This is a genomic window from Paenibacillus sp. 8b26 (genome assembly GCF_050626875.1).
Classification (GTDB): domain Bacteria; phylum Bacillota; class Bacilli; order Paenibacillales; family Paenibacillaceae; genus Paenibacillus.
In genome coordinates this window covers 4,632,358-4,646,127 of sequence record NZ_CP192445.1, presented here as the reverse complement: position 1 = coordinate 4,646,127, position 13,770 = coordinate 4,632,358, and the positions used below count along the sequence as shown (strand labels likewise).

Below are 13,770 nucleotides of genomic sequence, written 5' to 3'. Positions count from 1 at the left end.
GAGGATTTCTGTGAAAAAAGGATATATTGTCGGTCTAAGCGTGATTGCGCTGCTCGTCATTGCTATCGCTATTTCGGCTGTGTTCAAATTTCAGGATCTGGAGCAGGTTGTTCAGCAGAAAGACAAAGAGATTCAAGCGAGTAAAAGCAATTATCCCGAAATATACGATCACTTGAATGCGGTTACAATTAATGGTTTTAAAACCATGATCCAGCAGGATCAAAGTGTGTTTGTCTATGTAGGCAGACCTAGCTGTGGAGACTGCAACCGCTTTGAGCCGAACTTTAACAAGATGATTGAGCAGTATAATCTGGGCTCCAAAATCACTTTTTTGAATGTTCACAAAATTCATAAGGACAAGCCTCAATGGAATAAATTTAAAGAGGAATACAACGTAAAGTATACCCCCACCATTGCTGAATTCAGACATGGCAAGCTGGTGGATAAAGTGGAATGGACACCTGAAAGAGACCTCAGTACGGATGTGGTAAAAGAGTGGCTGATTTCCAAGAAACTGATTTTATAAGCATCGTCCTATTCCGTTTCTTATGGACAAGCTTTCATGCAGAAAAAGGTATTCACGCGTTCACCGCATGGATACCTTTTTTAGGAATTTCAGATGATTAAGGTTTCCAAGAAAAATTGGTTCCTGACTCTCCATTCTACCTTATGATACCGCCCTTTGTACTCAGCCGAGTCCTACTGCGCAGACGGATCATGCTTCGATTGTAGAGCACCATTCTGCCAACTCCGTTTCTCATGTACCTTTTTTAGTTAAGCTTATATAGCTAGTATTAGATGGAGTCGGGAAATTCGTATCTGATAATATCGGTTTCTGACACGATATGCCCCATTTGAGATTCGATGAACTCCAAATCCCCTTCGACAGCACCTATATAATGCTTGGTACCCGGCTCTACGACGATAACCTCACCGGGGTTGACCATTTGCATTATTCCATCGATACAGACGCTTCCCACCCCGGACGTAATAGTCCACACCTCTTTACGGAACTGATGTTCATGATAGCTGATGAATCTTCCAGCAGAGATGACTACCCGTTTGGTGACTGTCTGTAAGCCGCTGGCCGCTTGTTGCTGGGACAATACCGTTTGCTTCCCCCAAAAGCGCTCCTCAAAACGAGGACCAATCTCAATTTCCGCCACCATATCCTTAATCCCTGTGGATGATTGTCGATCAGTGACCAGCACGCCATCCGGCCCGGCAACGACAATAATGTCCGGGACATTCCAGATGCTAACCGGAATCTCAAGTTCATTGATAATATGCGAATCATGAGAAGCTTCTGAAATATAGCCCGGGCCGCTCAGCTCTGAACTCATTTCCCGCACCAGCGAATCCCAAGTTCCTAGATCCCTCCACTCCCCATGATACGGAAGCACCGAAAGCCGACGGGTCTGTTCCACTACCGCAATATCGAAGCTGGTTTTAGGCAATTCTGCATAATTTGTCGAAAGTGATGCATAGTCCGATGATAGGCCCTTTTGCTCCAGCATGTCCAATAAAAAACCAAGCCTGAAGGCAAATACACCGCAATTCCATAGGGCTCCTTCCCGGATCAGCGCCTCCGAACGGATCAGATCCGGCTTTTCCACAAATGAGCTAACCCTGAGATACGGCTGATTGGCGGAGGAAGATGACGAAGGAACAATATAGCCGTATTTGTCAGAAGGCTCGGTTGGAGCAGCTCCCATGAGTGCGATGTCACTCCCGGATTGCTCCAATATAGATGGGAGCCTGCGCAGATGCTCGAAAAACTCATCCCCAGCATATCCGTCCACCGGCATGACCCCTACAATCTCGTCGCGCGACGCACCTGCCCGGTCATGTAAGTAGGCCGCAGCCAAGGAAATGGCCGGAAATGTATCCCGCCGGGTCGGCTCCTCAATTACCACAGCGTCCGCCCCAATTTGCCCGCGGATCAGCTCAGCTTGAGTTCCACTCGTTGAAAAATAGGCCTCCCCTGCCAAATTGGCTTCAGATAACTGCCGCCAAATCCGTTGCAGCATGCTTTCAGGTCGTTCGTCATGACGCAGAATCGTAAGAAACTGCTTGGGGCGACTCTCATTGGACAAAGGCCAGAGACGTTTCCCGGAACCTCCAGATAGTAAAATCATTCGCAATGATGCAACCTTCTTCCTATAAATTAATAAATTAGTGCCATCTGGCACTGTTCGTTTTTCATATATTTGCCGAATACATAAGTATGCATAAATCGCAATTTATACATGATTACATCATGTATTTGTATATTAGTTTGTACAGGAGCTGTCGTCATGTCTATTAAAATACTTATCATTGAAGATGAAAAAAGTTTGGCAGATATGATCGCCCTTCATCTTCAGGAAGAAGGTTATCATACCGAACTTATTTACGATTCCAAACAAGCACTTCCAGCACTTATGCGTTTTAAGCCTGATATTATTGTGACCGATCTTATGTTTTCCGGTATGGTCGAATGCGCACTGATCGGCCAACTCCGTCAATATACGATGGTTCCTGTGCTGGTGATCTCCAACAATACCCTTTTGAATATAAGAATTAAAGCATTGGAAGACGGGGCGGATGATTTTTTATGCAAGCCATTCAACCTGAGAGAGCTAAACGCTCGTATCAAAGCCTTACTGCGCCGCTCTGGCCGCAACATACCTGCCGAGTCCCAAGCCATAACCAAAAAACTCAAAAAAGTGCGGGTCTGGGTGAATGATTACCGTCACAGCCTGTTGGTCGATGACCGGGAGGTTGAAGTGACTCAAATCGAATTTTCCATTATAAAAGAGCTATCCTGCTATCCGGGGAAAGTCTTTACCCGCAGCGAGCTGATGGATCGGATTAAAGGCGGAGACGGTGCCTATCTCGATCGCACGATTGACGTACATATCTCCAGTCTCCGCAAAAAAATCGAACGAGACCCCAAAAATCCTCAGCACATCCGTACCGTCTGGGGCCGGGGGTACAAATACGAGATGTAGCCGTGCCTTCTAATGGCTACTGAATTGCATCATGGTAACTTCCTTCTACGGAATCTTTCGTTTTTTCCATCGCCGATAAGGAAGAAAACAAGCCGCCCCACCAAGTATCCCAAGTATGAACAATATCCAGCCAAAGCGGTAGGCGGAAGCCAGAATAATGACGACCTTGCCGCTTCCGCTGCCACTGGTTATAAATCCGGTAGTCACTCCGTTCACCGACAGACGGGCACGCTGGGTTTCACTTCCCAGTCTGAATTCCCACAGTGGATTGGGCGACTCGGTTTCCCGAATCAGCACCTGCTGATGCGTCGGATTATACAGCGTAAAGCTGCGTTCCATGGAATTTTCACGAGAAGCCTGAATACTTTCTGAAGCATGGGAAGCCGTAAAAAAGGTTTCCATATCCGTCCCCTCAAACAACGTAAGCTGATCCACTGTAATCATCGCCTGATAAGGGATGACGGAATAATGCTTCATTTGAAATAAGCCTGACTGCTTCTTATGCGCATGCGCCAAAATCTGAAACTGCATAAAGGCGGTTCCTGCCGGAGCCTTCACAATCTGATCATAATGATTCCATTGCTCCTTATCTCGCTCCTCCACCTCGTTAATATAAGAGGTCTGGAGGATTTGGGAGGCTTTATTTAAAAAAATAACCTTCATATGCCGACTTCCAATTTGTTCTGACCGTGCATCCAGTTGTACGGCATACTCTTGCAGTGGCTCAACCTTCATCTTCTTCGACGCATATATATTCCAATCACATGAATAGCTCGGTGCGTAACGAATGGACAACCCCTCGCCGCCAGATGACAGACTCGTCTTCCCAGGCTGAATATCCGCCACGCAGCCTACATCATTGGTTAGAGATTCCTTCGTATTATCCTCTGGCATAACCGTCACTTCCTGCGCAGCCATCCGATGAATATCTCCATACCCGCTCATGGACGGCACCTGACTGTCCGACACCAGCGTTAAGCGATACTTCCCTTTGGTTAAAAACAGATTTTTGAACTCTACACGTCCATAATCGTTCAGTAAACCGGGAATTTGAATGATTTGTTTGGCAAAGCCATCCTGATTCGGCACCGTTTCAATGACCTGTTTTTCGGACGAAGAGGTAACGGGCAACCGCTTATACGACTCACCTGTATGGATCGTTCTTGTCAGCACCTTTCCTGTCTCTTCATTCGTCCACTTCACCGTCAATGCCCCATGATACCCGGCAGGTAAATCAGCCAGAATAGCTGTGGAATAGGTGCCAGTTTTGGCGATCTCCACATCCCTGCTTAATGTACCTTTCTGATAGCTGATTCCCCGTCCCATGCTGAGCCTCGGCAGAGCACGCTCTGACTGCACATTTCCTTGGGCGTTAAAATCGCTCTCGGCCTCCAGGGTGAAAAAGAGCTTGCCCCGCTTCAACGCCTGCTCCACCGGAAAAGATAGCTCATCCAGTTGGTCTACAGGCACAATCGCAAATTGATTGATCGCGTTAAAACCTTGCAGGTTATTAACTGTAATCGGGGTATCCCCTTTGGGAAAAGCATGTTCTCCCAGGTCGACCCATTGGAACTGATTCAAGCCTTCATCATGGGTCTTGATGTCGACCACTCCACCCGGCAGCGTAACTTGCAGCTTCCCGCCAGCTTTATTCATAAACACTCTCGCAAATACATGCGAGGTTTGCGACTGTGCCAGCTTTTTGTGCATCGTAAATGCGTTAGGCTTACTATATTGTCCCAAATCACGTAACTGGATATCATGAATCCACCAGTAATTCTTTTGCTGCGGGCGTTGCAGGGTTAACAAATCCATTCGCATCCAGTAGCTGCCCGGCGGGGACACATATTCCCCGTAAAATTTCACACCGTCAAAATTGTATCCCTCCGAAGGAGCCACAACATAGCTAACCCCCAGCTCACGCATCTGCTTATCATAAAATCTCATTTTAACATGCATTTTGTTCGTGCCGCGTCCAGAGACGGTAATCTGAAACTGGTACGGGTTATTTTCCTTGGCTTCCAGCAAACCGGATCTGGCGACCTGCCATATATTGCTCGGGTCTCCCTTCATAATCTCGCCGTGTAGGGTCGGCACATCATTCAATTCCTCACGCGGATTAGCCTCCACGCTGAACAACTGCGGATTATCCGGTTTGAAGAAGGTTTCGGTCCGCAGCATGGAATCAAAATCCACGACTGTTTTCCCTTCAATGCTGCTCATCTGATAAGGGGCCACATCCAGTTTCTTACTGGCAAAGGTGACAGCAATCCCAGCGTCCATTTCCATATCAAACGGGAAATTCCGTATATTTTGGGACGATAAATACCATAACCAATCGTTGGTCGAGGCAAAGGTTTTGGACCATTTTAAAAAAGCATTGCCATCTTCAATGACATCAAACGGGCGCAAGTAATCCTCTGCCGGAAGCTGTGACAACAGCAAATCGTTAAAGGAGGCCGCTTCCACATAATCCCCCTTGTTAACCGTCTGAATGGTTTTTAGCTCAGGCTTCAACGCACTGAATAGTACCCCGAAACGACTAAAATCAAATCCAGGCAGATGACTGTAGCTCTCCAGTCGGCTAAAACCGTAAGGTGTCACTATTTTGCTCGGTAATATGTTCATATAAGACGGAGCCTGATCCAGATTAAATATGGAAAAAAGTCCGTTCTTGTATGTGCGCTTCAGCCCCGTCTGACCTTCCAGTTGAGACAGATGAAAATCCTGCCGCTTCTCCTGTCCCTCATATTCGTCATGGTACACTAACTGATCAACCCCAAAGGTGGAGAACAACCAGCCTAACCGAGAGCTTAGCCCGTTGTCCAGCAAATACTCCAGAAAGTTCATATAGTATGTAATCCCGGGGTCGTTGCCTTCATGATGGAAAATCGTATTTTTAGGAGATGAGTACACCTGAAAATCCCCGGTTGCCTTCTCGGTTGCTGTCTTACCCTTATTCCATTTAGGCGTGGCCACGCCGTTAAAGCTCTGAATCATATTGTCGGCAATCGGAAAATACAAGACCTTGCTGTCGAAGCGATCCGGGTCGGTCAGCTTTTCAGCCATTTGGCTGTAAGCCTCCGGCACTTGAACCGGCTTGTAATATCCCTCAATAAATTGGGTACGCAAGGGTGCAAAATACACGCCAAGGCACAGGACGACAATGACAAGCGCCAGCCTTTTATACACTCGTTGCAGCGGCGATGAGCCGAACCATTCCATAAACTGAATCACGCCGAAGGTCAGCAGCACCCCGAAATTAAGGGCAATCAGCCCGATAAACTTGTTGGGATCACGGAAAACTGAGCCAATCACAGGTGTCTTCGTCACCAGAATGACAAACCACTTGGCAATGGACGGAAAGGTTGTCCCGGTGGCTAAGACGAGAAATAATAACGTAAGCAGCGAAAAGATGAGAATGATCGGATTTTTGTGTGAGCGCGTCACCATCGCATAGCCAATCAAGAGCAGTAAAAGCCCTCCGCCCACATAAAACATCGCAGGCAGTGAGGAAAAGGAAAACATAGGCCACCAATAGCTCAGCAAGTAGCCCACATTATATAAGCTGCTGTTACGACTGAACAGGGACAAAGTATCGACGACGTTGATATTATGCTGCGATGCCTGAGCATCCATCACCATACTGCCGAGATATAGGGACAACCAGTAAAAACTGAGTAGCCCGAAGAACACGCCAAAAATGATCCCTTTACGCAAAAAATTGCCGTATAACGGCTGTAAATAGGTGCGACCGGCCTTGCGGTGCGTCCAGGTCAGTTTGATCAGTAAGAGCACGGTGAACAAGCCCAAATAAATCATGCCGAAGAAAAAATAATGAATCGCAGCGGCGCTGACGGTAAATACCGCCGCCAACAGGAACAAGTCTATCCAGTTCCGCTGGTACAGCTTGTGAGGATTATAGTTTTTAATTTGCTGAATTTGAAATTTGGGATCAACCGCGCTGAAAAAGAAACGCAGCATTAACGGAAACAAACTATACCCACAGAGCAAATAAATATGCTGAATGCGGAAAATAACCCACGGATTCAGTGCATAAAACAGTGCGCCGATCATGATGGCAAAAATACGGGTTTTCGTAAAGCTCGGTGAATAATATACACTGACCAGCCGCTTGGCAAAGGCATACATCGAAAATGCGGAAACAAACAGCAGACCCGTGATAAACGACTTGAGCAAAACCGGCCCGCTTTCCCCGAATAGCAACGAAAGTCCGTAGAAGGGCAAGATATAAAGGATACGGGGAGCATTGAACATGGTAGAGGTAGACCACCTTTCGTTCCATACTCCCATAATTTCCTCCAGATACCGATGAGAGGTGGCTCCAAAGGCAATATCACTAAATACGATTTGCCCCGGTCCATAGATAGGCGCAAGATATACGCCAATCGCTGCCAGCATCAGCAAGATTGCTGCCATATCATAGCGGTATCGAAATATCCATTTTCTTACCATGCCTGGCCCCCCCTCTCTTGAAATTTCCGATGATCTTTCGGTTTATCTCTCCGTTATCTTCTCAAACGAACGATTGCCTGCAAGCCTTGATCCGTATTACGCAGCTTTAAGCGGCCACTGATCGTCTTTAGATAGGCATCCATATGATACAGGCTGAACGTATGCTCCTGCGAGTTTTGGGAATAGTCCGGCTGGAAATAGCTCCAGCGCATCTTGTCATCAATGCCACCGCCCGTATCCTCAATGGTAATAACAATTTCTCCTTCTTCCAGCCGCGAGCTAACCTTGAGGACTTGAGTCTGGCGCTTGGAAAGCAGCAGACCCGTACGTCCCCGCTCCTGATCCTCCGATAGCTTATTCGTTTGGCCCATCGCCTGTACCGAGTTCTCCAGCAATCCCTGAATCGTCTTGTACAGCATCGGCGTTTGGGCTGCAATGGACGGAATAGGCTCTTGCCGCAAGATGACCTGAATATCCTTCATGTTCAACGAACGGTTCGCCCATTTCAGCGACTCAGATAATACCTCATTCATATCCGTAAAGCTGATTCCGCTGTTGTCGTGCATCTTCTCTTCCAGCTCATCACGTAAGGTGCGGACTCCGGTCAGCAGCCCTCCCAGTGAGGATTCCTGTTTGAGACGTCCCTGAATGAAATTTTCATTCAACTCACGGAAATATTCCAATTCCTCATGGGATGCTCCCTTTCCCTGACTGGAAGCTGCTTCAAAGCGGTTCGCCAGATCATGATAAAAGCCTAACAGCTTCAAGTCATCTCCGCCTGTCAGGCGGGCAGTCTGCTCTTGCAACTCTTGTAGCCGCTGCTCAATCGTCTGCATTAACGGCAAGTAGTACGTATCCTGCTGCTGACGCATATCTTCATCCCGCCGTTGGTCCTGCACCTGATTATTCACGAGCGTATCCTTCACGATCCGTTTGCGAAACTGTACGAGAATGGCCCATAGTATCAACAATAGCAGAGCCATGACCAGCCATACCTTTTTGCGAAAAGAGCTGATCCGCTGGGCAGTGTCCTGATCAACATCCTCAACTGAAATGTAAAGAGCCTCTTCCCCAACGCGGCTGAACCCTATGCCGTGTTTCACTCCCTGATCTTCAACAACACCCGTATTGCCCTCCAGCAACCTGCGGGTTACACCCGTAATGTCTGTCCGATTGATATCCGATGTGTTGAGGGAAGCTACGACCTTGAATTGATCATTATAAAATAAAGTCTCGTGCGGATTGACCGGTTTACTCTTGATGATACCGCTGAGCATACCGGAGTCAATGGTACGCACCATAAAGCCGCCCGTCTGCGCCCCTTGAATCCTGCACACGATATACTGCGCAGGCTGATGATCCTCTGTCACAAAGGAGCTTACGGCACAGCCGTTTTGCAGCAATTTAATTTGCTGTACCGCGCTTTTCATCTCACGGTTATCACGTCCGGCAATCACACGATACTGTTCATCCAGCACATAAAATGCCCCGCTTTCACGCTTAAAGCCCTCGGTATACTGACGCGTCCCCTGATTCAGTATATTTCTGCCGAGGCTGGAGGCCAGCTCATTCAGTTCAGCCTGCCATGCCGCGTAGTGCTCGGATATACGGCTGGACCAATCCTGCACCTCATACCGGAGCTGCTTGTCCTGAATGTCCGCCAATTGACCGCTGAACTGTCGAACAATAAACCACTGAAGCACGATGGCCAGAAGCATGGTCATACCCAGAACAAGCAGGTACAGGATTAGCTTTTGCCAACCCGGTTTCAACAAAGCCCATCGTCTCATGCTTCCCTGTCTCCTCCATTCGGTTCGATTCGGCCCAGAATAGCCTGCATCAGACACTCCAGCTCATAGCTGACCAGCGGAAGCCGTGCGCACAGCAGCCGGGGAGTCCGACGCTGGAGTGCGGCAAACCTCGCAGCGGTTTCCGTCGCCCCATCCGTCAGCAGCAGCAACTCGCAGGTTTTTGCAATATATAAACGACCCAGCTCTTCTTCGCTATACTCGCGCAGATCAACAATGTAAATATCATGACGATCGTCCATATGCTGAAGTGCGCTGGAGACGGTCAGGGTTACTCCCGCATGCCGTGCAGCATGATACTGGTGAAGCAGACGCATTCCTTTTTCCCAGAGCGCATGCTCAGCCGAGTCGAATCGTTCACAAAACAGACGCAGCGCTCGTTCTGTATTGACATCTTTCAAAAATGCCAAAACGCTGATATTATACATGTAGTTCCTCATTTCTTACTTCCTGATTGGAGTTGCGCAGTTCATATGACACCCCAAAACATTCTATTTGTTGACGACAGCCCTATGGTTTTGTCCCTGCTTGAACGGACATTGTCGGAAGAAAGGTTCACCTTACATACCGCTCATACCACCAAAGAAGCCTTGCAGGTGCTAGAGCAGCACCCAATTGATGTCGTGGTTTCCGATCTGCTTATGCCTGGTCTGGACGGGATTACCTTCCTTCGCATGATCAAGGAGGATTATCCCCATATCGTGCGGATCATTTTGTCAGGTCACCTGCATACGCAGACCATTTTATCCGCGATTAATCAAGTGGGCGTCTTCCGCTTTTTGACCAAACCACTGGAGCTCGATGATGACACACTGAAAAAGATTCTATACGAGGCGCTTGATGAAGCCAAGCTCAATCGAACACATCTGAACACAAACCAGAGCATCGCTCCTGCCCTGTCGGTATTTATAGACAGCATTCTGAATGCTCCATACCGACCCTATGTGCTGATGAATGAGCAAGATATCGTAACTGCAGTACATGTTGCACTCGCTGAACTGTATCCTGTAGGCAGCTCTCTTCGCCACCCTAAACAGGCAGGCATTCAGTTAGCCGCGCATTCACTGTATATACCGTATGAGGAGTCGGAATCTTCCGATCCTGACCTGTACACGCTGGATACGCTGACCGTCGGCCATTCATCCTTACGACTTATCCGCCTTAGCGAGATCGCCTGAGTGACGGGAGCCTCCCTTTAACACGGAGGCTCCCCCAATCACAGTCAGACATACATACATCCACAACATCCCCATCGTCAGCAACGGGTGACGGATATAGTTTTTCAAATTCCCCCATGTATACAGCACCGGACGGAAGAAGTACCAACGTTCCAGTGCCTTTCGCAATCCGCCCTCTTCAGATGACATCGTACGATCCATCACCGAAAAGTAGTAGGCTTTTTTACGTAATACATCGTGTAGATACACCTGTTTTTCATCATGATATACCCGTGTAAATACCGCCCGGCGAATGACTCCACCAGACTCTATATAACGTAGGGTTGGCTGTATTTCTTCAAAAGCAATCTGCTCCGCATTGAACCCGCCCGTCGATTCATAAGCGCTCATGCGCCAGAAGCGTGCCGCTTCAATGGAGCGTTTTCCCAAGGTCTCACCCGCGTTGTTAATCACATTTCGCTCAAAAACCTTCACTTTGGAAAAAAAATTGTCCGCATCCGAATACGCCTCCTCCGGAACGACCAAGGCGCCGATATCCTGATGATCGTCAAAAAAGTCGATGCTCTGCTGAATCAGATGTTCGGCTAAAATCATATCGGAATCCAATACAAATATATATTCGGCACCCAAGCGTTTCGCTTCCTCAACCGCCCTGACCCTTGCAACTCCCCGCTCCCCATGAGGAAGCTCCAATACCGTTACGGGTACTGTACTCCCTGCTGACAGCATGCGAATCGTCTCGACGGTCCGGTCATTGGAGCCATCATCGGCAATCACAATATGCAGATCCTTGTAATTCTGCCCCATGCAGCTTCGCAAACAAGGCTCTATCGTCCGTTCATTGTTGTACGTGGAGAAGAGAATGACCACTTTGTCCACTCTGTTCCGCCTCCTTTACCCATTCTCCGATCAACTGCTCAAATGCAGCCGCCGTATGATCAAAATGAAATCCCAGCGCATACTGATACGCCCGCTCACGCATGGCCATATAGTCTTCGCCGCCGTTTGCTGCTCTTTCCATTTGTTCAGATAATCCCCGGATATCGCCGTGAAAGCATAGATACCCGCTCTTCCCAAAATCCGTCGCATCCACCAGTCCGGGTGAATTACTGACGATGCTGGGAGTCCCCACAGCCGCTGCTTCGGTAATCGTCAAGCCCCAGCCTTCACGCAAGGAAGGGAAGACGAGCGCGTGGGCGCGGCTCATCAGCTCCAGCTTATGCTCTGCTGAAACAAATCCGTAAAAGGTAATATCCGCTTGGGATTGTCCCTGTTCATCCGGTTCTCCGTAGGTCAATCCATACCGTTTCATAATCGGCAATAATTGTTCTGCCACATAGGTTTTATCGGTTTTTCCAGCGATCCATAACATAGCCTGAGGAAATTTTTTCTTGAGCCTTCCAAAAGCTTCAACCACCAGATCAATGCCTTTATATTTCACAAAGCGCCCGGCGTACATAAAGGTCGGATTGGACTCCTTGGTTAAAAATTGTTCCCGAGACCAGTGTTCAAACTCAATGCCTTCAGGCAACAGATGGACACGATCCGGGTGAAAGCCCAGCTTGAGCAGATCATAGCGGGTAGAAGGGGATACGGTGATTGTCCGATCCTTACGAGCAAGCTTGAGCATCCGGGGCTCCAATCGATATCCGATATGATTCAGCGGAAAACCAGCATTTTCAAACCATATTTCCCTTGTTAGCTGATGTATAAAGAAAATCCGCTTGGGTGCCTCCACCCAGAAACGGGTGAAAAACTGATGTGTGTTCGCCTGATTAATCACATAATCAATATGCTTACGATGATGGCGATAATAGCGCATGGCATAATAAATGACGCTATAAATGTTTCCTTTTCGGATATACGTAATTCCGTCTATGATTTCTTCCTCGGGCATCCCCTCGAGCCTGGGCGAAAAATGAATAAACTGAAAACGGTCTTGCTGTGAGCGTTTGAGCATTTCGTGGGTAAAAATTTCGGCTCCCCCGCTTTTAGGCGAACGAATGTCACGCCAGGAGAGCAACAGAACTACGGTTTTACCATCCTGTTCAGGTATTGTATTCACGGGTTGAATCCCCTCTTATCTTTATTTTGAACAAATATACATAGGCATCTACCACAAAGTAGAGAGACATGGCGCCGTAAACAATCAATTCAGATAGCAGAAAGTCAGACGGGTTTTGATGCGCTACATGAAAGGCTGCCAATAAAGTCGCAGCTCCGGCCAGCAGCCCGAACATAAATTTGCGTCTGCCCACCAACACATGCACATGAACAAAGAACAGCACGATAGAAAACAGCCAGTACACCCATCCTCCCAACGGAATATAAGCTTCTGCCGACTGGTATGAAGCCCCGAATAGTACGGGAATAGAAGGCGGGAATATAAAGGTGGTGCCCACATATACACAGATCGCTGCAACAGCCATTAATCCGGCATAGACGGCAACCAACTTGCCCAGGGCTTGGCGATCATGACCCTGCGCACCGAGCTTTGGAATAAAGGCGGCAATCAGGCTGTACGACACGTAATAGACCAACTGGCTGTATTTCAACGCAATCGCATAGCCACTGGCCTGTTCGGGAAAATAATGCTGCACATAGAGCATGTCAATGGAGATACAGAACAAAATAAATAAATTCGTAATGAGACTATCCGTAAAATCCTGACCTAGTGATTTCCATAGCCCGGAAGGTATACGTTCTCCAGTCCGTCCGAGTAAAGATAAGCCCCGAACCGAAACAGCCCAGCCGTGAAGCAGCGACAGCAGCATCCCCCCACAGCTTGCCAGCAGTAAAGCCTCCAGCTTCAGCCCTGATGCAGCCAGTATAAAGAACAGGATCAGCTTTCCTAAAACCTCCAAGTAATAGTTCACATTCAGCGCCAGCATGCGTTCTCTGCCCTGTAAATCTCCACGGCACGAGCTGACGAGAATATGCAGCCCCACCAAGGCATACAGCATAAATAGCGGACCGGAATCCACGCCTAATAACGAACGCAGTAACGGATGAAGCGCCAGTAATATCGCCATGGCAAGCACGGTTAGCAACAGAGGTGCTTTTAGCAATAGGGAACCGAGTGGCAGGCTACGCAGCGGAACCTTCTTGTCTCCCTTGGAGACCAGCTTGGCTGTTAATAGCTGAATGGACAGGCCCAAAACGGACAAAAGTGCAAAGAGGGCCAGCAGCGCATTCGCCTGACCATAAGCTTGTCCGGTAAGATACCAGCTCGCTGCAATATGGAAGAAAAAATTAAATCCGTTCAGCAGCACATTAAATAGAGGAAACATCAACGTTCGCAAGCGGTTTGTCACG

10 protein-coding genes are annotated in these 13,770 nt (G+C 48.1%); 3 read left to right on the top strand and 7 right to left on the bottom strand.

The genetic code is table 11. From position 1 onward, the window contains the following. Positions 1-10: 10 nt before the first annotated feature. A complete protein-coding gene (locus ACQ4MX_RS21665; RefSeq protein WP_431087262.1) occupies positions 11-526 on the top strand; it encodes a thioredoxin family protein in 516 nt (171 codons plus the stop codon). 268 nt (positions 527-794) lie between these two features. Here the strand turns inward: ACQ4MX_RS21665 and ACQ4MX_RS21660 are convergent, their stop codons facing one another. After that, positions 795-2,138, bottom strand: a complete 1,344-nt coding sequence (locus ACQ4MX_RS21660) for a sugar phosphate nucleotidyltransferase (protein ID WP_431087261.1) — start codon at positions 2,136-2,138, stop codon at positions 795-797. 159 nt (positions 2,139-2,297) lie between these two features. Here ACQ4MX_RS21660 and ACQ4MX_RS21655 point away from each other — a divergent pair, with 159 nt between their 5' ends. Beyond that, a complete protein-coding gene (locus tag ACQ4MX_RS21655) occupies positions 2,298-2,993 on the top strand; it encodes a response regulator transcription factor (RefSeq protein WP_431087260.1) in 696 nt (231 codons plus the stop codon). A gap of 45 nt (positions 2,994-3,038) precedes the next feature. On the opposite strand, the gene ACQ4MX_RS21650 is transcribed toward ACQ4MX_RS21655, so the two are convergent. From ACQ4MX_RS21650 to ACQ4MX_RS21640, 3 genes are read right to left on the bottom strand one after another with little or no spacing between them, the layout of a single operon-like run. Continuing rightward, on the bottom strand, positions 3,039-7,469 hold the full coding sequence (locus ACQ4MX_RS21650; RefSeq protein ID WP_431087259.1) for a hypothetical protein: 4,431 nt from the start codon (positions 7,467-7,469) through the stop codon (positions 3,039-3,041). Between the two features lie 53 nt (positions 7,470-7,522). Continuing rightward, the gene (locus ACQ4MX_RS21645; RefSeq protein WP_431087258.1) at positions 7,523-9,259 is read right to left on the bottom strand and encodes a sensor histidine kinase; all 1,737 of its coding nucleotides are present in this window, start codon (positions 9,257-9,259) and stop codon (positions 7,523-7,525) included. After that, positions 9,256-9,705, bottom strand: a complete 450-nt coding sequence (locus ACQ4MX_RS21640) for a hypothetical protein (protein WP_431087257.1) — start codon at positions 9,703-9,705, stop codon at positions 9,256-9,258. The genes ACQ4MX_RS21645 and ACQ4MX_RS21640 overlap by 4 nt, the downstream gene beginning before the upstream one ends. A gap of 45 nt (positions 9,706-9,750) precedes the next feature. Between ACQ4MX_RS21640 and ACQ4MX_RS21635 the strand changes: the two genes are divergently transcribed. After that, positions 9,751-10,455: a response regulator gene (locus ACQ4MX_RS21635; protein ID WP_431087256.1), complete on the top strand. Its 705-nt coding sequence runs from the start codon at positions 9,751-9,753 to the stop codon at positions 10,453-10,455. On the opposite strand, the gene ACQ4MX_RS21630 is transcribed toward ACQ4MX_RS21635, so the two are convergent. The 3 genes from ACQ4MX_RS21630 to ACQ4MX_RS21620 are packed head-to-tail and all read right to left on the bottom strand — an operon-like array spanning position 10,423 to position 13,769. Next, a complete protein-coding gene (locus ACQ4MX_RS21630; protein WP_431087254.1) occupies positions 10,423-11,334 on the bottom strand; it encodes a glycosyltransferase family 2 protein in 912 nt (303 codons plus the stop codon). The genes ACQ4MX_RS21635 and ACQ4MX_RS21630 overlap by 33 nt on opposite strands. Then, positions 11,294-12,520: a glycosyltransferase family 4 protein gene (locus tag ACQ4MX_RS21625; RefSeq protein WP_431087252.1), complete on the bottom strand. Its 1,227-nt coding sequence runs from the start codon at positions 12,518-12,520 to the stop codon at positions 11,294-11,296. The genes ACQ4MX_RS21630 and ACQ4MX_RS21625 overlap by 41 nt, the downstream gene beginning before the upstream one ends. After that, positions 12,504-13,769 carry a transporter gene (locus tag ACQ4MX_RS21620; protein WP_431087251.1) on the bottom strand — a complete coding sequence of 422 codons (1,266 nt, stop codon included), beginning with the start codon at positions 13,767-13,769 and terminating at the stop codon, positions 12,504-12,506. Before ACQ4MX_RS21620 ends, ACQ4MX_RS21625 begins: the two co-directional genes overlap by 17 nt. Between the last annotated feature and the right edge of the window lies 1 nt (position 13,770).

Excerpts from the sequence above, each read along its gene's own strand:
- ACQ4MX_RS21660 (WP_431087261.1), bottom strand. The coding sequence starts at position 2,138 with ATGATTTTACTATCTGGAGGTTCCGGGAAACGTCTCTGGCCTTTGTCC.
- ACQ4MX_RS21655 (WP_431087260.1), top strand. The coding sequence starts at position 2,298 with ATGTCTATTAAAATACTTATCATTGAAGATGAAAAAAGTTTGGCAGAT.
- ACQ4MX_RS21650 (WP_431087259.1), bottom strand. The coding sequence starts at position 7,469 with ATGGTAAGAAAATGGATATTTCGATACCGCTATGATATGGCAGCAATC.
- ACQ4MX_RS21645 (WP_431087258.1), bottom strand. The coding sequence starts at position 9,259 with ATGAGACGATGGGCTTTGTTGAAACCGGGTTGGCAAAAGCTAATCCTG.
- ACQ4MX_RS21640 (WP_431087257.1), bottom strand. The coding sequence starts at position 9,705 with ATGTATAATATCAGCGTTTTGGCATTTTTGAAAGATGTCAATACAGAA.
- ACQ4MX_RS21635 (WP_431087256.1), top strand. The coding sequence starts at position 9,751 with ATGACACCCCAAAACATTCTATTTGTTGACGACAGCCCTATGGTTTTG.